This is a genomic window from Arthrobacter sp. H35-D1 (assembly GCF_030063185.1).
Lineage (GTDB): Bacteria > Actinomycetota > Actinomycetes > Actinomycetales > Micrococcaceae > Specibacter.
Window position 1 is genome coordinate 1 of sequence record NZ_JASISP010000014.1, and the last position, 19,760, is coordinate 19,760.

Annotated in this window: 18 protein-coding genes; 10 read left to right on the plus strand and 8 right to left on the minus strand. The window is 64.1% G+C overall.

Translation table 11 applies throughout. From position 1 onward, the window contains the following. The first annotated feature begins 371 nt into the window (after positions 1-371). A complete protein-coding gene (locus QMG25_RS13690; RefSeq protein ID WP_283461120.1) occupies positions 372-1,157 on the plus strand; it encodes an alpha/beta hydrolase in 786 nt (261 codons plus the stop codon). Between the two features lie 263 nt (positions 1,158-1,420). Here QMG25_RS13690 and QMG25_RS13695 read toward each other — a convergent pair whose 3' ends face one another. The 3 genes from QMG25_RS13695 to QMG25_RS13705 all read right to left on the minus strand — a co-directional run bounded on the left by QMG25_RS13695 (position 1,421) and on the right by QMG25_RS13705 (position 4,337). Beyond that, positions 1,421-1,699, minus strand: a complete 279-nt coding sequence (locus QMG25_RS13695) for a helix-turn-helix transcriptional regulator (RefSeq protein WP_283461122.1) — start codon at positions 1,697-1,699, stop codon at positions 1,421-1,423. A gap of 615 nt (positions 1,700-2,314) precedes the next feature. Then, on the minus strand, positions 2,315-3,748 hold the full coding sequence (locus QMG25_RS13700; protein ID WP_283461124.1) for an MFS transporter: 1,434 nt from the start codon (positions 3,746-3,748) through the stop codon (positions 2,315-2,317). Then, positions 3,708-4,337, minus strand: a complete 630-nt coding sequence (locus QMG25_RS13705) for an ArsR/SmtB family transcription factor (RefSeq protein WP_283461126.1) — start codon at positions 4,335-4,337, stop codon at positions 3,708-3,710. Before QMG25_RS13705 ends, QMG25_RS13700 begins: the two co-directional genes overlap by 41 nt. A 102-nt stretch (positions 4,338-4,439) precedes the next feature. On the opposite strand from QMG25_RS13705, the gene QMG25_RS13710 reads away from it, so the two are divergent. After that, a complete protein-coding gene (locus QMG25_RS13710) occupies positions 4,440-5,621 on the plus strand; it encodes an SDR family NAD(P)-dependent oxidoreductase (RefSeq protein ID WP_283461128.1) in 1,182 nt (393 codons plus the stop codon). 3 nt (positions 5,622-5,624) lie between these two features. On the opposite strand, the gene QMG25_RS13715 is transcribed toward QMG25_RS13710, so the two are convergent. Then, on the minus strand, positions 5,625-6,941 hold the full coding sequence (locus QMG25_RS13715) for a glutamyl-tRNA reductase (RefSeq protein WP_349307143.1): 1,317 nt from the start codon (positions 6,939-6,941) through the stop codon (positions 5,625-5,627). A gap of 165 nt (positions 6,942-7,106) precedes the next feature. Between QMG25_RS13715 and hemE the strand changes: the two genes are divergently transcribed. The 8 genes from hemE (at position 7,107) to hemL (ending at position 16,004) form a co-directional block, all read left to right on the plus strand. Beyond that, complete coding sequence (gene hemE / locus QMG25_RS13720) at positions 7,107-8,162, plus strand: uroporphyrinogen decarboxylase (protein WP_283461132.1); 1,056 nt, start codon at positions 7,107-7,109, stop codon at positions 8,160-8,162. 41 nt (positions 8,163-8,203) lie between these two features. After that, on the plus strand, positions 8,204-9,739 hold the full coding sequence (locus tag QMG25_RS13725) for a protoporphyrinogen/coproporphyrinogen oxidase (RefSeq protein WP_283461135.1): 1,536 nt from the start codon (positions 8,204-8,206) through the stop codon (positions 9,737-9,739). A gap of 74 nt (positions 9,740-9,813) precedes the next feature. Next, on the plus strand, positions 9,814-10,509 hold the full coding sequence (hemQ, locus tag QMG25_RS13730; RefSeq protein ID WP_283461137.1) for a hydrogen peroxide-dependent heme synthase: 696 nt from the start codon (positions 9,814-9,816) through the stop codon (positions 10,507-10,509). After that, positions 10,506-11,690 carry a ferrochelatase gene (locus tag QMG25_RS13735; protein WP_283461139.1) on the plus strand — a complete coding sequence of 395 codons (1,185 nt, stop codon included), beginning with the start codon at positions 10,506-10,508 and terminating at the stop codon, positions 11,688-11,690. Before hemQ ends, QMG25_RS13735 begins: the two co-directional genes overlap by 4 nt. Further along, positions 11,687-12,676 (plus strand): hydroxymethylbilane synthase, encoded by a 990-nt coding sequence (gene hemC, locus QMG25_RS13740; RefSeq protein ID WP_283461140.1) that lies wholly within the window; start codon positions 11,687-11,689, stop codon positions 12,674-12,676. The genes QMG25_RS13735 and hemC overlap by 4 nt, the downstream gene beginning before the upstream one ends. Continuing rightward, positions 12,673-13,659 (plus strand): uroporphyrinogen-III synthase, encoded by a 987-nt coding sequence (locus QMG25_RS13745; protein WP_283461142.1) that lies wholly within the window; start codon positions 12,673-12,675, stop codon positions 13,657-13,659. The genes hemC and QMG25_RS13745 overlap by 4 nt, the downstream gene beginning before the upstream one ends. Next, positions 13,656-14,636: a porphobilinogen synthase gene (gene hemB / locus QMG25_RS13750; protein WP_283461144.1), complete on the plus strand. Its 981-nt coding sequence runs from the start codon at positions 13,656-13,658 to the stop codon at positions 14,634-14,636. The genes QMG25_RS13745 and hemB overlap by 4 nt, the downstream gene beginning before the upstream one ends. A gap of 48 nt (positions 14,637-14,684) precedes the next feature. Beyond that, complete coding sequence (gene hemL, locus QMG25_RS13755) at positions 14,685-16,004, plus strand: glutamate-1-semialdehyde 2,1-aminomutase (protein ID WP_283461146.1); 1,320 nt, start codon at positions 14,685-14,687, stop codon at positions 16,002-16,004. Between the two features lie 242 nt (positions 16,005-16,246). Here hemL and QMG25_RS13760 read toward each other — a convergent pair whose 3' ends face one another. The 4 genes from QMG25_RS13760 to QMG25_RS13775 all read right to left on the minus strand — a co-directional run bounded on the left by QMG25_RS13760 (position 16,247) and on the right by QMG25_RS13775 (position 19,710). Beyond that, a complete protein-coding gene (locus QMG25_RS13760) occupies positions 16,247-16,984 on the minus strand; it encodes an amino acid ABC transporter ATP-binding protein (protein WP_283461148.1) in 738 nt (245 codons plus the stop codon). 3 nt (positions 16,985-16,987) lie between these two features. After that, positions 16,988-17,746, minus strand: coding sequence for an amino acid ABC transporter permease (locus tag QMG25_RS13765; protein WP_283461150.1), 759 nt, complete (start codon positions 17,744-17,746; stop codon positions 16,988-16,990). Positions 17,747-17,749: 3 nt separating this feature from the next. Next, entirely contained in the window at positions 17,750-18,685 is a 936-nt protein-coding gene (locus QMG25_RS13770) for a substrate-binding periplasmic protein (RefSeq protein WP_283461273.1), read from the minus strand. 323 nt (positions 18,686-19,008) lie between these two features. After that, positions 19,009-19,710 carry a 3'-5' exonuclease gene (locus QMG25_RS13775; RefSeq protein WP_283461151.1) on the minus strand — a complete coding sequence of 234 codons (702 nt, stop codon included), beginning with the start codon at positions 19,708-19,710 and terminating at the stop codon, positions 19,009-19,011. Positions 19,711-19,760: the final 50 nt, after the last annotated feature.

The following is a 19,760-nucleotide window of genomic DNA, read 5'->3' on the forward strand; positions in this document are numbered from 1 at the left end:
CCTAGCAGGGAAGGGAGTGGCACAACTGAGCTAACACACCGCACCGGTATGGCCAACCACGCATCTATATTGGCGGGCAGATCTCATGGCCATATCCGGGCAGTTTTGCTGGCCACCAGCGGGCAGATAACCTGGCCGCTGGTGGGCAGAAGCTCATGGCCCTTGACACCCGTCCTCGTATTAGCGCTGGACCAGGCCGGCTCAACTTGATTCTATGCCATTGGTAGTATGAGTTTGTGGCTCATAATCCGTACGCTGCTTTCTTGTCCCCCCAGCGGCAGGCTGTCGCCAGCGTGACGCCAGAAGAGAGTTGGTGGAGTTGGCGCGGCCACGAGGTCCACATTGCGAGGGCGTCTAACTCGAAGGCTTCTGTGCGGGTACTGGTTGTGCATGGTGCGGGAGGGTACAGCGCGGCGCTGTGGCCCCTGGCAGCGCTACTTGCCGATCAAAAGCTAGACATCGCCGCAGTCGACCTGCCACTATATGGTCGAACTTCCAGCCCAGACCCGAGTGCAGTGCGCTACGAGGACTGGGTGCAGCTGCTGGTTGACCTCATCGCTGCTGAACAGGACAGTCGCCCTGTCATCCTCCTGGGAGCCAGTATTGGAGGGCTGCTCGCTTGTGAAGCAGCCGCGCAGTCGCCGCACGTATCCGCGGTAGCGGCAACGTGCCTGCTTGACCCTGGCGATTGGCGGGCTCGCGCACACATGACACGCTTCGGCGCCTTCGGCGTGCTGGGACGACCACTATCGGCGCTGACGCGCGGGCGTTTGGCAAGAACAATGATTCCCATGGCCTGGGTAGCGAACTTGCGCAAGATGAGTCGCGACCGTGAGCTATCCCGTCTGTGCGCTGCCGACCCCCGTGGCGGTGGGGCCCGCGTTCCGCTCGGCTTTCTCGCGTCATACATGCGATATCGACACATGTCGCCAGAGATGATGACAACCCCTGTCGCACTCGTTCACCCCAGCCACGATGCGTGGACGCCGATTGAACTAAGCATTCGCGTTCTACAGCGGATCGCCGCCCCGACTCGCGCGGTTATTCTGCGAGAATGCGGACATTTCCCGATTGAAGAACCAGGAGTCGGTGACCTCATCGACGCCATCCTTGAACTAGCTGGGAACTTAGACGACGACGGCTGCACTGACAGGTAGAGTCTGAAAGCGCACTCGTCGCGGTAACGTCACCGTCCGCGCCGAACAGTAATGCCGTCTGCAGCGAACTGAGTGGCTTCGCGCTTCCCAGACTCCAAACACGGCTTCACCCGATGTCAGCAACACGCGTTCTCGGGGTGATCCACTGCCGCTGGCACGCACCGCTGTTCCTCACCGAGGAGTGGAACACCACCAGGGACAACCCCACCAAGAGAAGTCGCCGCCGGTGTGTTTCGGAGACATGATCGACCTTCCGTCCCAGGCTAGTCAATCTGAACCGCACGTCGACCATAAGGCTCCTCTGACATTGCTGGAAACTCAGTGCGGCTGAAAACAGCCTCGACAGGCAAAGCGAATGCGTCGCAGACTTTCATTGCCAAGTCGAGGCTTGGCAGGTGGTCTCCTCGTTCCAACGCTCCAATCGTGTAGGGATTGACTGATACCTGTTCGGCGAGGAGCTTGCGCGTCAGCCCACGCTCAATCCTGAGTACCTGCACCCGGTTGAAGATCGGCCGCACATCTTCTTTTCGTGGTTTCGTCATGACTAATCATTGCATAAACACAATCATCAGAGTAATCTCAAAAACCCTTTGGTGCCAAAAATGGCGATCGCCCAGCTCGGCGAAGCAAGGCCCCGTGCAATGCAATCACACGATCGTCGCGAACGGAACCGTTCGCGGCACGGTGGCGTTCTTGAGCATCGTTGCGGGATGGCCAACTGTGAAGTTCGGGCTAGGCAAATGGCCTCCCGGTCGACTGCTTGGCTGAAGTCGACGTTCGCAGGGGATTCGGTTGAATTCATCGGCCGGCTGAATGTTCCACCGACGGGGGGATGAAGAGACGACTGTGGCCGTGTTTGGATAAAAAAGACCGTGTACGCGACATTGGGAACCGTGCTCACTCTCGCAGGAGTAGCTGGCAGTTCTGTAACGTCTTTACAGCCCTGGAGGTGTTGCCCTGAGATTGACGACAGTTCTGCGGGTTGCCCAGCCACCGGAAGTGATCAAGGACTCCTTGATGTTGCCGTTCTTGTTCTGATGGTTGGGATCGTGCTTCCGGCCATCTCCATTTCTATTAGACGAGAACAGATTCCTTCAGATACTGCCGGACCCTTTGGAAAATTCATCTAGAGTCCGCCAAGGACCAGTCCCTGCAATTCAGTGGCGCCCTTCTGCCTGTCTTGCACTGTCCCGCAGCGCGTTGGTCTGCTGGGATGGTGAGGAAAAGAATCCCCACCTCCGTGTGTCACCTCTGTTGATGCTCACTTTTTTTGGCTCTGGTTGACGATGGTCGCTGGGGCTAAAGGACGGCAACTTTTTGTGCTTGCCCCAGGAGGTTAAGAGGACGCTGCAGCATGCGGTGGCGTGAATGCCGGCCATGATGAGGATGGTGGTCCGGATGCCAACGTTCGCTCCCATCCATCCTGCAGCCACTGCGGCCACTGGCATCGTTCCAAAATTGAGCATCTGACTCGCGGTAATCACGCGCCCCATGAGATGGGCGGGAACGTAACGTTGCCGCCAGGCGCCGCGGATGATGTTGCCCGCCACCACGGCAGCGCCGACCAGGATCATGCCCACGATGCTCAGGAACAGGAAGCTGCCGGTGGGTGGCAGGCCGATGAGCAGGGCGGCCGGTCCACCAATGAGAAACAGGATCGTCGAGGCCCGTCCGGTTCCTATTCTCTTGGCCAGGCTGGTGGCCGCGGTCGCTCCCACCAAGCCACCGCAACTGCCAATCATCATCACCGTGCCCACCCCGCCCGGGGACAGGTGAAGGTCCTTGACGAAAAACAGCACGAGCAGAGCGGCATAACCTGTCAGGCCGAAGTTGGACACGCCGCCGATCAGGGTCAACGCCCGCAGGTACCGGTCGCTGACCACAAAGTGGATTCCTTCCCGTATCTGCACCGCCATCCCGGGGCGCTGTTCCAGGATGTCCGACGGCGGAGCTGGACTTGGGCGGATCAAAGCCAGGCACAGCGCGGAGACCAGGAAGCTGAAGGCATCAAGGAGGATCCCGAGGGACGCGGACAGCCATTGCGCAATGAAGCCGCCCAGACCTGGTCCGGCGATCTGCGCGGCAGACTCGGTGCCGAAAAGGCGCGCGTTCGCGGATTCAAGTTGATGATCGGGCACCACGAGGGGCAGGAGCTTGATGTAGGCGGTATGAAAGAAGACCGTGGCGGTCCCGCCGACCAGCGCAACGATGAGCAGATGCAAAAGGGTGAGGGTGCCGAGCCACCAAACCACCGGGACGGTGAAGAGAGCCGCGGCCGAGACGATGTCTGCGGCGATCATCACCGTCCGAGGTGGCAGCCGATCCACCCAGACACCGGCGGGCAGGCCGATGACGAGCCAGGGCAGCCACGCGGCCGCGGTGAGCAGACCCATCCAGCCCGGTCCTGCGTTGAGTTGGAGCACCGCCAGCAGCGGGATGAGGATCGACGTCGTCGCGGTGCCAAGAACGCTGACGCCTTCGCCGAACCACAGCAGGTGGAAGCTTCTCCCCGTCGCTGCCAGGGACGCTGATCGCTGGGTCCGTGCACGGTCAGGGCTGGGCTGGGAAGCCGTGTGCATAGATGTACACACTTTCGCGTTCCTGGCCGTCGTTCGGAATGTCCCTGAAGCGCCACTTCTGGATCAGGACAATCAACTCCTGGGAGAGCTCCTGGAGCTCAGCGGGCGTCATCTTGGCCCAGGTTTGGGTGGAAAACGCGGCAGAGTCCCATTCGCCGGCTGTGCCGGCATTGGCCAACCAGTCTCTGGCGCGCTGGTTCTGCCGATGCAAGGAAAGGGATTCAGCTGCCAGCGCGGCAGTAACGGCACCGGGGTCGTTGGCGAACTCTGTCCGGGACCACCTGGTCCCGGGAGCGATCAAGCGCCACCATCGCTCGCGCCGGTCCTTCGCCAACTCCGGAGCCTCCTCAATGAGACCGGCCGCACTGAGGACCTTGAGGTGATGACTGACACTGCCCACGGCTTGTCCGGTCCGCTGGGCCAAACCCGAGGCCGTGGATGGGCCGTCGACGTAGAGGACGTCGAGCATCCGGGACCGGAAAGGGTTGGCCATGGCCGACAGCGCCTTGGCATCGGTGATGGTTTGGACCGGATACTCCGGTCCTGGAGGACGCGGCTGATCCGAAGACCCACACTTGGGTTGCTCACCTGAAATGTTCATGAAACAACCCTAAACCAACAAGATGTGTTGCACAACAGTTCTTGTATAACTCAAAAAATAAAGTCAAGAACCGGGTTTCAATGTCCACTCAAGGTTCCTCTTGTGCTGTATTGCCAGGCTGTCAGCCGCTGGGCACAGGCATTGGCGAGCCTGAGCAAGGTGGGTACACCGACGTGGCGCGTCTTGACGGCCGCACGGGCGCAGGGGCTGCTGGCGACAAACACGCCGCACTGGAGTAAATTGCGCACAAAGGCTTCCTCGAAATTTGGCGGCCAGCACCCAGCGAAGAGGCGCGTCATGAACCATGCTGACCATCGGCCAACACCCCAGGAGCCACTCGGGTCCGGATTTGGCCACGACACGGGCGCTGCAGCCATCGTGGAAGATGCGGACCTCTCCGGCTGCGTCGCGATTGTGACGGGCGGATACTCCGGTCTGGGGTTGGAGACGGTGCGGGCCCTGACCGAGGCCGGAGTGCAAGTCAATGTGCCGGCCCGCCGCCCCGACCCTGCCCGCGGGGTGCTCGCCGCCGCCGATCTTGGCGGGGTCGAGGTTTTCGACATGGACCTGGGCGCGCAAGACAGTGTGAAGGGGTTTGCCCGCCAGTACCTGGCCTCGGGGAAACGCCTGGACATCCTCTTCAACAACGCCGCCATCATGGCATGTCCGGAAACCAGGGTTGGCCCGGGTTGGGAGGCGCAATTTGCCACGAACCACCTGGGCCACTTCACCTTGGCCAATGAACTTTGGCCTGTGCTGGCCGACGGCGGGGCGCGCGTGGTGTCGCTGTCATCCACCGGCCACAAGCGCTCGGGCATCCACTTTGACGATCCCCAATTCACCAACGGCTACGACAAGTGGGAGGCGTACGGACAGGCGAAAACCGCCAACAGTCTCTTCGCCGTGGAGCTGGACGCGCGCGGGGCGGACCGCGGGGTGCGGGCGTTTGCGGTGAATCCCGGTGGCATCATGACCGGGCTGCAACGCCACCTCACACAGGAAGAAATGGTGGCAGCCGGGTGGATGGACGACGCCGGGAAGCTCAAGGAAGGTTTCAAGACCGCCGAACAAGGAGCGGCAACGTCGGTGTGGGCGGCCACTTCGCCGATGCTTGACGGCAGGGGAGGGGTGTACTGCGAGGACTGCGACATTGCCAGGCCCACCGATCCGGAGTCGGAGTTGGCCCGGGTTGCAGGCGTGGACGCGCACGCCGTGGACCCTGGCATGGCCGGGCGCCTCTGGGCGCTGTCGGCGGAACTGACAGGCGTCAACGCCTTCGGCTAGCAGCTAGCCCGCGGCTTCGTTCCGGTCAAGGCCAGCAGTCATGGCCGAGCCAAGGCCGGCCGGGTCTATCTTCAGCCCGTACAGGGCATCAAGTGCGGACAAATAGCTTTCCGGGTCGCCGGCTGCCGCGAGCTCCTTGGCCCTGACCGTTGGCACGTGCAGCAACTGCTTGACCATGCGGCGCATGGCGAACTCCACTTCTGCGGTGGCGGCGGTGCAGCCGTGCTGCTTGCGAACCTTGGCGATCTCGTCGTCAAGGACGCCCATGGTGTGCCGGCGCAACGCCACAATGGCGTGGTCCAGCGAACGGGAATTTTGTGCCTGTTCAAAGTCCCGCGTCGCCGCGGAAACGAGGGAGGATGCCTGCGCGAGGGTGGATTCCTGTTCGGCGGGGGCTGCTTGGCGGACAGTTTCCAACGTCATCAGGTCCACTCCGGGAAGGCTGTCAATGTCCGCGGCAAAGTCGTGGCTCAAGGCGAGATCGATGACGGTGAGTTGCTTTGAGTCATTGTGGCGCAACTGAGCCAAATCCATGCGCGTCACTTGGTGCTCGGAACCGCTGCAGCCCAAGAGCAGCGATGCGTTGGACAAGGCGTGCGGCAGCGTTTCCTCGGTTAGCGCCGTCCCGCCGCGGGAGGCGGTGAAGGTTTCGGCTCGGCCGGAGGGGGAGTAAATGGAAATGTCGGTGCAGCCGCGCTGCACCAGCTGGGCCATGGCCGCCCCGGCGTAGGCGCCGGTGCCAAACAGGACGGCGGACTTCCCGGCGAGCGAGCCCAAGGGGCGTTCCTGCAACTCAGCAGCCAAATCCAAGGCAACGGAGACGATCGACATCCCGCGGCGTCCGAGTGCCGTTTGGGCGCCCACATCCTTGGCTGTCTTGGCTGCGGCCTGAAAAAGCCGAACAAGGGCGGGGGTTGTGGTGCCTTGTTCCTGGGCGATGCTCAGGGCACGCCGGACCTGCCCGGCAATTTCGCGCTCACCCACCACCGCTGATTCCAGCCCGGTGCTCACGGCGAAGAGGTGACGCGGCACGGCGTCGGACTGCAAGGTCGAAAGGGCCGCTGAAACGTGCGGCTCGGCAAGTCCGGAATGCCGGCTGATGGATTCGATCACTGAGCTGCGGGCCGACTCGAGGTCCTCGCCGCTGCGGGCATGGACATAGAGCTCATAGCGGTTGCAGGTGGCCAAGGTGATGAGCCCTGTCACTGCATTGTCATGCGGGATGATTTCAGCACCGACCGCCGCGGCCCCGGCACTAAGGCGGGCAACGGTTTCCAGGTCAAGGCTGGTATGCGAGGCAACGAGAGAGAAAAGAACCACAATGCCAATATCGTAGCCCCCCAAGCTGGGTGTTTATGAACACGAGGGAACAAAGCGTCACCAAGAATTTGTGATGCTGCTTACTTGGCATGCTGAACGTGTCCCTGTCTCTGCGGTGACAGCTTGTCCACAAACCAGCGCGGATTGGCTCTGTAGGGTGGTGCCATGACACTGATATCCAACCACCCGCTGATGGATGGCCGCACCGCCAACTCCCCTTTGATCACGGCCTACAGGGGAGGTGTGCCAAGCCGCCGTCCCGTCTGGTTCATGCGCCAGGCCGGCCGCTCGCTGCCGGAGTACCGCAAGTTGCGTGAAGGCACCACGATGCTTGAGTCGTGCCTGTTGCCGGCCATGGCTGCGGAAATTACGCTCCAGCCCGTCCGGCGCCATGATGTGGACGCGGCCATTTTCTTCTCCGACATTGTCATCCCGCTGAAACTTGCCGGCGTCGGCGTGGACATTGTCCCCGGCGTGGGCCCGGTGCTGGATGGGCCCATCCGCACCGCAGCCGACGTGGCGGCACTTCCCGAGCTCACGGACGCCGCCCTTGATCCCATCCGGGAGGCCGTGGCGCTGACCGTGGCCGAGCTGGGCAGCACCCCGCTCATCGGATTTGCCGGGGCGCCTTTCACGGTGGCCGCCTACATGGTGGAGGGTCGCCCCTCGCGGGACCACCTGGGCCCGCGCACCATGATGCACGGCGAGCCGGAGCTCTGGGCCGAACTGATGAACTGGGCTGCCGACGCGTCCGGGAAATTCCTGCGTGCCCAAATTGAGGCCGGTGCCAGTGCCGGGCAGCTGTTCGACTCCTGGGCGGGGTCCCTGAGTCTTGCCGACTACACCCAACATGTGGCCCCGGCGTCGTCCAGGGCCTTGGATCATGTCCGCGACCTGGGTGTGCCGTTGATCCACTTCGGCACCGGAACCGGCGAACTGCTGGGCGCCATGCACGACGTCGGCGTGGACGTGATGGGGGTTGACTACCGGCTTCCGCTGGACGAGGCCAACCGCCGGCTCGGCGGCACCGTGCCCCTGCAAGGCAACATCGACCCGGCACTGCTCAGCGCGCCGTGGGAGGTGCTGGAGCAACACGTCCGCGAAGTCGTTGAGGCCGGTTCCACTGCGCCCTCGCATGTGGTGAACTTGGGGCATGGCGTGCCGCCTGGAACAGACCCGGCCGTCCTGACCCGCCTCGTGGACCTGGTCCACTCCATCTAGCCTGCTCCAGCCACACCTGCACCTGCCACAAAGGGGACACCATGGAAAACCGCAAAAAAGCTGCCAAGGCCTTTGCTCCGATGAGCCATCCCGCCCCTTACCAGACCGTTGTGGTGGGAGGCGGCATCTCCGGGCTGCTGGCTGCCTGGGACCTGCAGCGGGCGGGATTCCAAGTGAGTATTTTCGACGCTGCCACCACGTGGGGCGGGTGCGTGGGCCGGCATGAAGTGGCCGGGGTGGTTCTTGACTCGGGCGCGGAGTCGTTCGCCACCCGCAACACGGCGGTGGCCGAGCTGGCCGTCGAACTGGGCCTGGGGGAGAAGATTGTGGAGCCCGATCCGGCCGGGGCCTGGGTGTGGTTGCCCGAAGGCCCCGTGCCGCTGCCGCGCACGGGCGTGCTGGGCATTCCCTCCGACCTTGGCGCTCCCGAAGTGCGCGAGGCTTTGGGTGCATCGGGAGTGCTCCGTGCCGCCCTTGACGCCAAAATGCCTGTCACCATCGGCACCACCGAGCCTGTCTCCAGCGTGGCCGACCTGGTGCGTGCACGGATGGGCAAGCGGGTGCTTGAACGCCTTGTTGCCCCCGTGGTCGCAGGGGTGCACTCTGCCGAGGCGGAAGTGCTCGACGTCGACGTGGTGGCACCGGGGCTGCGCGCAGGCATCCGCGAACACGGCTCGCTGGCTGCGGCCGTTGCTGCCCAGCGGGCCAACGGCAGCAAGCCCGGAGCTGCCGTGGCAGGTTTGGAAGGCGGCATGCACACGCTGGTGGCCGCCCTCGTTGAAAAGCTGCAGGCGGCCGGCGTCTCCATGCATCCGGGACACCGGGTCAAGGCCGTCTTCCGCGGCGACGCCGACGAGGCCGGCGATGCCCCCGCACCAACCTACGACGGCGGCGAGCCGTCGCCCTGGATCATCGAGTGGGAACATGGCACGGAGCGCGGCTACGCATCCGCCAAGCTGCTGGTGATGGCCACGGACGGGCCCATGGCCGTGAAGCTACTGGGCTACGAGATGCCCCAGCTACTGCCGTTTGCCCCGGCACGCGGACCCGACATCCGCCTGGTGACGATGGTGGTCGACGTGCCCGAACTTGATTCGGCTCCCCGCGGCACGGGAGTCCTTGTGGCACCGTCCGTTGGGGGCATCAAGGCCAAAGCACTGACGCACTCCACCGCGAAGTGGCGCTGGCTGGCAGATTCCACCGGGCCGGGGACCCACGTTGTGCGGCTCTCCTATGGCCGCGCCGGAGTCAAACCCTCCGATGCCGTGCGGTTGACCCCCGAAACTCTCACGGAAGAGGACCTGATACCCACTGCGCTCGCAGATGCCACAACGCTGTTGGGCATCGAGATCACCGAAGCCGATCTATTGGGTGCCGACATTGTCCGGTGGAAGGGTGCGTTGCCGTTTGCCGCCGTTGGACACCACGACAAAATTGCCCACGTCCACGCCTTGGCCAATGAGGTGCCCGGCCTGGTGCTGGCGGGGGCGTGGATGACGGGCAATGGCCTGGCCGCCGTGGTGTCCGGGACCCGGCGTCAGATCCGCGCGGTGGTGGACGCGTCGCTGCGACTGTGATCTTGCGCACTTTCTACGTCATGTAGAGAAGTTCGGTTTTAGATTTCGCTCCGATTGGGTGCAGAATTGAACGCATGAGCCACACAAGCGCACAATCTGTCACTAAAACCCCTGCGGAAACACCCTTCACCCTGTGGACGGTTTTCAAGCGGACTGGATCCTTCAGGGGCGCCGATGCCGCGGTCGCCGAATTTGAGGAATTGGTGGCCGCTTTGGCCGCGGAGAGCATCACCGTTCGCGGCGCCTACGACGTTTCCGCCATGCGCAGTGACGCTGACATCATGATGTGGTTGGTGGGCGCCGACGCGGAAGGCTTGCAGCGGGCCGTGCGCAGCATCCGCAGGCTGGAACTGTTTGCCGCCACTGACATCGCCTGGTCCGCCATGGGAGTGCATCGCGAGGCCGAGTTCGCCAAGAACCACGCACCCTCCTACATGGGCGCCAAGGAACCCAAGAGTTGGGTCTGCGTCTACCCGTTCGTGCGCTCCTACGACTGGTACATCCTGCCGGCGGAAGACCGCAGCCGCATGCTGCGCGACCACGGGATGCTGGGACGGGACTACCCGCAGGTGCTGGCCAACACGGTCTCCGCCTTTGCCCTGGGGGACTGGGAGTGGCTGCTGGGCCTGGAGGCCGATGAGCTAACCGATCTTGTTGACATGATGCGCACCCTGCGCGGCACCGACGCCCGCCTGCACGTGCGCGATGAAATCCCCTTCTACACCGGCCGCCGCATTCCCGCCGCAGAGATTGCCGAGGTCCTGAAATGAACAACCGCACAGTGGCCCCGGCCCAGTACGACGCCATCCTGCTCGCCTCCTTTGGCGGGCCCGAAGGCCAGGAGGACGTCCTTCCATTCCTGCGCAATGTCACGCGCGGGCGAGGCATCCCGGATGAGCGCCTGGAGGCAGTCAGCCACCACTACCGCGCCAATGGCGGCATCAGCCCCATCAATGCCCAGAACCGTGCCCTGAAGGCCGCGCTGGAAGCCGAACTGGCAGCCCGGAGCATCGAGCTTCCCGTGCTCTGGGGGAACCGCAACTGGGACCCCTATATCCCGGCCGTGCTGCAGGAAGCCTACGACGCCGGCCACCGCCGACTCCTGATGCTCACCACCAGCGTCTACTCCTGCTACTCCAGCTGCCGCCAATACCGCGAGGACATTGGCCTGGCGTTGACCGAGACGGGACTGGACGGCAAGTTGGCCGTGGACAAGATTCGGCAGTACTTTGACCACCCGGGGTTTGTGGAACCTTTCATCGAGGGCACTGCCGCGTCGCTGGCAAAGGTGCGCACCCAGCTGGCCGACGCCGGAACCCCCGAGGCGCCCGTGCACGTCATGTTCGCCACCCACTCCATCCCCACCCGCGACGCCGAAGCGGCAGGCCGTTCCGAACTGGAACCACGCACATTTGAGCAGGACTCGGCCTACGTGGCCCAGCACCTTGCCAACGCCGAGGCCATCATGGCCAGGGTGGACCCCGAACAGGAATGGTCGCTGGTCTACCAGTCCCGCTCCGGTGCACCCCACGTGCCCTGGTTGGAGCCGGACATCAACGACGCCCTGGCCGAGCAAGCCAAGGCGGGAGTCAAGGGTGTCGTGGTGGTTCCGTTGGGCTTCATCAGCGACCACATGGAGGTTCTTTGGGACCTGGACACCGAGGCCAAGGAAACCTGCGAAGAGCTGGGATTGGCCTTCGACCGCGCACCCACACCGAGCACACACCAAAAATTCGTGCAGGGGCTCGTGGACCTGGTCTGTGAGCGGACGGTGGAGAACAACATTGCCGAACGTCCGGCCATGACCAAGCTGGGCCCGTGGTACGACGTGTGCAATCCCGGGTGCTGTGAAAACTTCCGTGGAGCCAAGCCCGCCATCTCCGAGGTGGGCAGTCCGGTGGGGCTGTTGCCTGGCGCAGCGCCGATCCAAGGTGGTTCCCAGACTCCATGACAACCACAAGTGTGAAAATTGGAACCCGCGGAAGCAAGCTGGCCCTGAGCCAGACCCGGCAAATCACCGACCAGCTGAACGCCGTCGGAGGCTTCGAGGCCGAACTTGTCACGATCAAGACCGACGGCGACGTCCTCACCGGACCGCTGTCCCAAATGGGCGGCACGGGCGTGTTCGCCGCCGAGCTGCGCTCCGCCGTCCTTGACGGTCGGGTGGACGTGGCAGTGCACTCGCTGAAAGATCTGCCAACGGCGGCCGTTCCCGGACTGGCCATTGCTGCAGTGCCTGTTCGGGCCGACGCCCGCGACGCGCTGTGCTCCCGCGATGGGCTGACACTGGCCGAGCTTCCGCACGGCGCCACAGTGGGTACCGGCTCGCCGCGGCGGGCAGCGCAGTTGCTGGCTGCACGCCCCGACCTGGCCATTGTGGATATTCGAGGCAACGTCGAAACGCGTTTGGGGAGGGTCCCTGGCCTGGCCGGCAACCCTGTCAAGGAAGCCGTCCCCGGCAAGGTGGGCGACCTCGACGCGGTCGTCCTTGCCGCGGCGGGACTGAGCCGCATCGGCAGGCTCGAAGCAGTCACCGAATTCCTGTCCGTCGACGTCATGCTCCCGGCCCCCGGCCAAGGCGCCCTGGCGCTGGAATGTCGCACGGACAGCACCGACCTAACCAGCGTTTTGGGCCAGTCCCTGGCAGCCGTCGACGACCACGACACCCGTCTGGCCGTCACGGCCGAACGTGCGCTCCTGGCACGCCTGGAAGCCGGCTGCGCCGCTCCCGTCGGAGCCCTCGGGCACCGCAAGGGCTCCATGCTGCACTTGGAAACGGTGGTGGTTTCACTCGACGGCACCCGCTCGCTCCGCCTGAAGAAAGCCACCGACGGCCTCACCACCGTCGGTGCCACCCTCCTGGGCATCGAACTGGCCGAGGAACTGCTCGCCGCCGGCGCTGGCGAGCTGGCGGATTTGGCCGGCTCCAGCAAGTGACACACCCCGGCGCTGGCCCGCTCACCGGCTTGCGGGTTGCTGTCACCCGCTCGGCGGACCGGGCCGGGGCGTTGGCCGACGCGCTGGCTGCGGCCGGCGCGGAGCCGGTGCTGGTGCCGCTGATCGACTTCGAAGTTGGAGACGATGTTGCCTTGGGCGCAGCTCTGCTCCGCCTCGCGGCAGGGGAGTACCGCTGGCTTGTCATCAGCTCCATCACCACGGTGCGTGCCTTGAAGCAGTGGTGCGAAGGGGCAGACACCACCTTGGCAGAACTCATTCCCGCCGCCACGGGCGTCGCCACCATTGGCCCCACGTCGGTGGCTGTGCTCGCGGCCGAGGGGGTGCAAGCCTCCCTGGCCCCCGTGGATGTGCAGTCCGCCGTCGGGCTCGTGGCGCTGTGGCCTTCCTTTGCTGCGGACGACGGCGGCAACGCGCGCGTTCTGTTGCCGCAGTCGAACCTCGCCACACCCACCCTGGTGGACGGGATTGCTGCGGCAGGCTGGACAACGGAGGTTGTCACCGCCTACCGGACGGTGGATTATCCTGCGCGTGCGGAGCTCCGCCTAACTTCCACGTTGGCGGCCCGGTCCCCGGAGCGGGGATGGATTTTCGAAGGTCGCCCAGCGACCGAGGAAATCTTACTGCCCGCGAGGGGGCCGGACCGCCAGGGCCGGGCCTTTGGCTACAGCGCCGAGCCGCCCGTCCTCACGCCGGCCCAGGCGGCAGGGGAGATCAACGCGGGGGCAATGAACGCCGTCGTGCTTGCCTCGGGAAGCGCGGCACGCAGGGTGGCCGAGACCATGGCTCCGTTCCCGGAAAGTTGCCTGCTCATCGCGATCGGGCAGCCCACGCGGGTCGAGGCCGAGCGGCTGGGCCTGCGCATTGCCGCGACGGCCGAACACCCCACACCGGCGGGAATCGTGGCCGCCCTGGCCGCAGCCCGCCCACATTTTTCACCAGCAGCACGTCAGGAGACACCATGAGTTTTCCCCAGCACCGCCCGCGCCGGCTGCGCACCACCGCCGCCATCCGCAACCTTGTCGCCGAACACAAGGTGGCGCCGTCGGACCTGATCCTGCCGGTGTTCATCCGCGAGGACTTGAGCGAACCGAACCCCATTGTCTCCATGCCGGGCGTGGTCCAACACACCACCGCCAGTCTTGTGGCGGCGGCCCGCGAAGCCGTTGAGCTGGGCTTGGGCGGCATCATGATCTTTGGCATTCCCGCCGTGCGCGACGCCGCGGGATCGGCCGGACTGGACCCCTTTGGCGTGCTGAACAAGGCCATCCGGGATGTCCGTGCCGCCGTGGGGGACGAGCTGGTGGTCATGAGTGATCTGTGCCTCGACGAATTCACCGACCACGGCCATTGCGGGGTGCTCAACGACGCCGGTGAAGTGGACAACGACGCCACCTTGGACATCTACGCCCAGATGGGTGTGGCCCAGGCCGCGGCGGGCGCCCACGTGGTGGCGCCGTCGGGCATGATGGACGGCCAAGTCGCCGTGATCCGCGAAGCCCTCGACGCGGCCGGGTACACGGATGTTTCGGTACTGGCCTACGCCGCCAAGTACGCCTCCGCGTTTTACGGTCCGTTCCGCGAAGCCGTTGATTCGCAGCTGGACGGGGACCGCCGCAGCTACCAAATGGACCCCGGCAACCGCCGCGAAGCCCTCCACGAAGTGGAGCTCGACCTGGCCGAAGGCGCCGACATTGTCATGGTCAAGCCGGCCATGAGCTACCTTGACATCCTGGCCGATGTGGCCGCGATGTCGCCGGTGCCCGTGGCTGCCTACCAAATCTCCGGCGAGTACGCCATGATCGAGGCCGCGGCCGCCAATGGCTGGATCAACCGCCGCGGCGCCGTTGAGGAATCGGTGCTCAGCATCAAGCGGGCGGGCGCCACCATGATCCTCACCTACTGGGCGGCAGAACTGGCCGGCTGGATCCGCGAAAACTAGCTCCTCCCCTCCCTGCTCTTTCTGCACCCGTTAGCCAAAGGAATCCCCATGACAAGCTCACAGGAACTTTTTGACCGCGCCAAGACCCTCATGCCCGGCGGGGTGAACTCGCCCGTGCGCGCCTTTGGCTCGGTGGGCGGAACCCCGCGCTTCATGGTCAACGCGAAGGGCGCCTACCTGAGGGACGCCGACGGCCGCGACTACGTGGACCTCGTGTGTTCCTGGGGCCCCGCCCTGCTGGGCCACGCCCACCCGGACGTGCTGGCCGCCGTCCACGCCGCCGTGGACCACGGCCTGAGCTTCGGCGCCTCCACCCCGGCCGAAAGCGAACTGGCCGCCCTGGTGCAAGGGAGGGTGTCCGGCGTCGAACGCCTGCGCATGGTCTCCACCGGCACCGAGGCCACGATGACGGCCGTCCGCCTGGCCCGCGGCTTCACGGGCCGCGATTTGATCATCAAGTTTGCCGGCTGCTACCACGGCCACCTCGACTCGTTGTTGGCCGCCGCCGGTTCCGGCCTGGCCACCCTCGCACTGCCCGGCTCGGCAGGTGTCACCGCCGCCACCGCCGCCGAAACCCTGGTGCTCCCGTACAACGACCTCGCCGCCGTCGAAGCCGCCTTCGCTGCGCACGGGGACAGGATTGCCGCCGTCATCACCGAAGCGGCGCCGGCCAACATGGGCGTTGTCAGCCCGGGTGTTGGCTTCAACGCAGGACTCTCCCGCATCACCACCGCCCACGGCGCGCTGCTGATCCTGGATGAGGTGCTGACGGGATTCCGCACCGGCCCCGCCGGTTACTGGGGCCTGACCGGTGGATCCGCCGACGGAAACGAGCGCTGGACCCCGGACCTGTTCACCTTTGGCAAGGTCATCGGCGGAGGACTTCCGACGGCGGCCCTCGGCGGCCGCGCGGAGGTCATGGACTATTTGGCCCCCTTGGGCCCGGTCTACCAAGCCGGAACCCTCTCCGGGAACCCCGTGGCCATGGCGGCCGGCGTTGCCACGCTGACCGCTGCCACTGCGTCCGTATACGCCACGGTGGACGCCCGCTCGCTGGAACTCTCCGCAGCCGTCGCCGCTGCGTTGTCGGCCGAAGGCGTGGACCACTCGGTGCAGCGCGCCGGGAACTTGTTCTCCGTGGCCTTTGGCACCTCCGCCAACGGCGTGCACAACTACGACGACGCGCAGGGCCAGGACGTGTTCCGCTACGCGCCGTTCTTCCATTCCATGCTGGATTCCGGGGTCTACCTCCCGCCGAGCGTGTTTGAGGCCTGGTTCCTCTCGGCAGCGCACGACGACGCCGCCATGAACCGCATCTTCGACGCACTGCCGGGCGCTGCCAAGGCCGCTGCCGCAGCGTCTGCATAAAAGCTGCACGCCGGGGTCAACTCCCACCGTTCTCGGCGATGAAGGGGCAACCCTGCGAACTGGCCGAGAAGATACGCCGTCGTCGCAAGGTGGCCCCGTCATCGGCAAGCAGGGCACTTTGAAGACGCAGAAAAGCCCCGTTCTCGCAGCTGCGGAAGCAACGAGAACGGGGCTTTGAACACTTCGGTGGCTGTCGATGGCCGGGCCTGTCGAGATTCCAGGCTCGGAACGACGCCCGGCGGCTACAGCACGTCGGAGAGGAAGCCTCGCAGACGGTCGGTCTTGGGTTCGGTAAACAGCTCATCGGGTGATCCGGTCTCAACCACCACGCCGCCGTCCATGAACGTCACAGTGTCGGAAACGTTGCGCGAGAAGCCCATCTCGTGGGTCACCACCACCATGGTCATGCCGCCCTTGGACAGGTCGGTCATGAGCGCCAAAACGCCCTTCACAAGTTCCGGGTCCAGGGCCGAGGTGGCCTCGTCAAAGAACATGACTTCCGGCTCCATGGCCAAGGCGCGGGCAATTGCCACACGCTGCTGCTGGCCGCCGGACAAATTGCCTGGACGGGAGTCGGCCTTGTGCGACAGGCCCACAAGTTCCAACTGTTCCATGGCCTTGGCCTGAGCCTGGTCCTTGGACATCTTGCGGATCTTGCGCAGGGCCAGGGAAACGTTGTCCACCACGGTCTTGTGCGGGAACAGGTTGAACTGCTGGAACACCATGCCGATGCGGCGGCGCAGCTCGTCCGGATTGTCCTGGAGCACCGAACGTTCGTCAAGGAGAATGTCTCCCTGGTCCGGCTCGATGAGCCGGTTCATGACGCGCAACAGCGTGGACTTGCCGGATCCCGAAGGACCGATGACCGAAGCGGTGGTGCCCTTGGGGACGTGCAGGTCAATGCCGCGCAGCACCTTGTTGGAGCCGAACGCCAGATGGATGTTCGTTGCTTCCAGGGAGCCTGACTTGAATTCACTCATGATTTAGGCGCCCTTTCCAACGAGTGCGGCTGCTTCATCCGGTTCAATCTTTTGGGCTTTTCCTTCACGCATCCGCTTGTCCATGAAGTTCACCAGGTGCGTGAGCGGGATGGTAAGGATCAAGTACAGCAGGCCGGCTGCCACCAGCGGTGACAGGTTGCCGGTGTTCGCTGCCTGGTCCTGGCCGATCTGAAAGATCTCGCGCTGGCTGGCAAGAAGCCCCAGCAGGAAGATCAGCGACGAGTCCTTGATCAGGCCGATCAGCTGGTTCACCAGCGCCGGCAGCACACGCCGGATGCCTTGGGGAATGACCACAAGGATCATGGAGGAGGTGTAGCTAAAACCCAGGGCGCGGGAAGCCTCGAGCTGCCCCTTGTCAACGCTTTGAATGCCGGAACGGAAGATCTCGCCAATATAGGCCGAAGCCATCAAGGTCAGTGCAGCAATGCCCAACGGCAGCGGGTTGGTGCTGCCGGTCAGGATGCGAATGACCGGCCCAAAGCCCAGACCAATCAACAGAATCGTCAAAATGGCCGGCAGGCCGCGGAATATGTCCGTGTACACGCGGGCGATCCAACGCGGGACAGGGTTCCGTGAGATGCCCATGACGGCCAGAACCAGGCCAAAGATGCAACCGAGGAAGCCGGAGGAAACGGCCACGATCAAGGTGTTCGGCAAACCGACTGTCAGCATTTCGGGGATGACTTCCCCCATGGCCTGCCAGTCAAAGAACGTTTTAAGGAGCTGCTGGAGAACTTCCATGAACTATCCCTTCGGGACGGTTACGGCCTTGGAGCCCGGCGTCCAGTTGGTGGGGGTTTCACGCTTCGGGTACCATTCCTTGGTCAACGTGGACCAGGTGCCGTCGGCGATGACCGTATCCAGGGAAGAGTTCAGTGCATCAATCAGCGGCTGGTTCTTTGAGTTCACTGCGTAGGCGGTGAAGTTCTGGGTGTTGACAACGCTCTCCACGATGGTTGCGCCGTCGCCGGGCTTGACTTGGCCTTCGGCCTGCTGCGAGGGGGCAACCCAGGCGTCAATCTGGCCGTTCTTCAAGTTCGCATAGGCGATGTTGTAATCCTTGAAGCGGACCGGTTGGAACCCAAGCGTGTTGGTGACGTAGTCATCTTGGACGGTGCCCTGGACAACACCAATGCGGGTCTTCTCGTCGAGGTCCGCAAAGCCCTTGATGGGCGTCTTGTCCATGGCGACAACGGCCATGTAGCCAAAGTCGTAGCCGTTGGAGAAACCAACATTCTTGCGACGTGCGTCGGTGGTGGAGATCGAGGAGGAACCGACGTCGAATTGCTTGTTCTCCACCTGGCTCAGCAGGGAGGCGAAGGAGGTCGACTTGAATTCAACCTTCAGGCCGAGCTTCTCGCCCATGGCGCGCAGGAGTTCGTTGTCGTAGCCGGTGAACTTGCCGTCCTTGATGAAGATGTTCGGCGGGGCATCGGACAAGGTGCCCACGGTGATGGTGCCGGGGGTGATCAAGCCGAGGGCCCCGGTGTCAATCTTGTCCAGGGCGGTGACATCGTCGGTGGTGTATTTGTCCAGCGAAACCTGGTCGCTTCCGGCCAGGGCATCTGTGGGCTTGTCCGAGCTGGTGGCACCTGTAGTGCCGCCGCAAGCTGCGAGGGAGAGGGCCAGGGCAACGGCAACAGGGGCGGTTGCAAGCCACTTCAAGGCTGATTTTTTCATCAAACATTCACTTTCATTGCAGGTGCCCAGCCCGAAAGTACGACTCGGGATGGGGGAGTAGGCGACGTGTGGGGAGCTGGAGGAAATTCACGGGAATTTCTTAGCAGAACTCAACCAACAAAACTAAATTATGTCAGGTTGGCCGGGTATGTGGCGGGAACGAACATGTGCGCACTAAAATACACATTTCACAAAAGAAGCTGCGAACTGTGGCGTTGTTGGGCATGGCGACGTCGCCTGGGGTGTTCGCACGCTGCACGATTGACGCGCTGGCACAGTCCGAATCCATCGAATTGTGCACTGTGATTTAGGTCACGCGACTCTTAGGCTGGCTCCTCCATCGGCAGCACGGGCCAGCCGCCCTCGATTACGGCAGCAGGGTCCTTGCTGCGGCGCAAATAGGCCTGAAAATCGGCGGCCTGTTCCCGTGCCCACCCCACTTGCGCCGTGTGCAGTTCGGCGGTGTCAAGGCGCAAGGAATTGTATTTGGCGGCGAGTGCATCGGCCAGCCGCAGCGTGGCTTCCGCGTCGGCTGCCGAGGTGTGTGCGTCCTCGAGGCTGATGCCGTACTCTTCGCACAGGGCCACGAGGGTGCGGCTGCCCCTGCGGAACTTGTCCACATGCTTGTTGCAGATGAACGGGTCGATGACGGGGGACGCCGTGATTTGGGCCAGGCCGTGCCGCCGGGCCTCGTTGGCCAACACTGTGAAGTCGTAGCTTGCATTGAACGCAATGACAGGGATGCCGTTGGCAAAGAGGGCCGCCAGCACGGCTCCCAACTCCGCCGTCACCACATCCGAGGGGCGGCCGTGTTCACGGGCATGGGCGGTGCTGACGCCGTGAATGGAAGCGGCTTCCTCGGGAATCTCCACGCCGGGGTCGGCCAACCACTCATGGGTGTCGGCCACGGCTCCGGCCTCATCCATCACCACAATGGAGGCCGTCACTATTCTTGCCGTGCGGGGGTCCTTGCCCGTGGTTTCCAGGTCAAAGGCGGCGCGGGGGTGCATGCTCCAGCTAGTCATGGTCCAACGCTACCTGCTGGCACGGACAAGATGGCACCAACGGGCGGAAG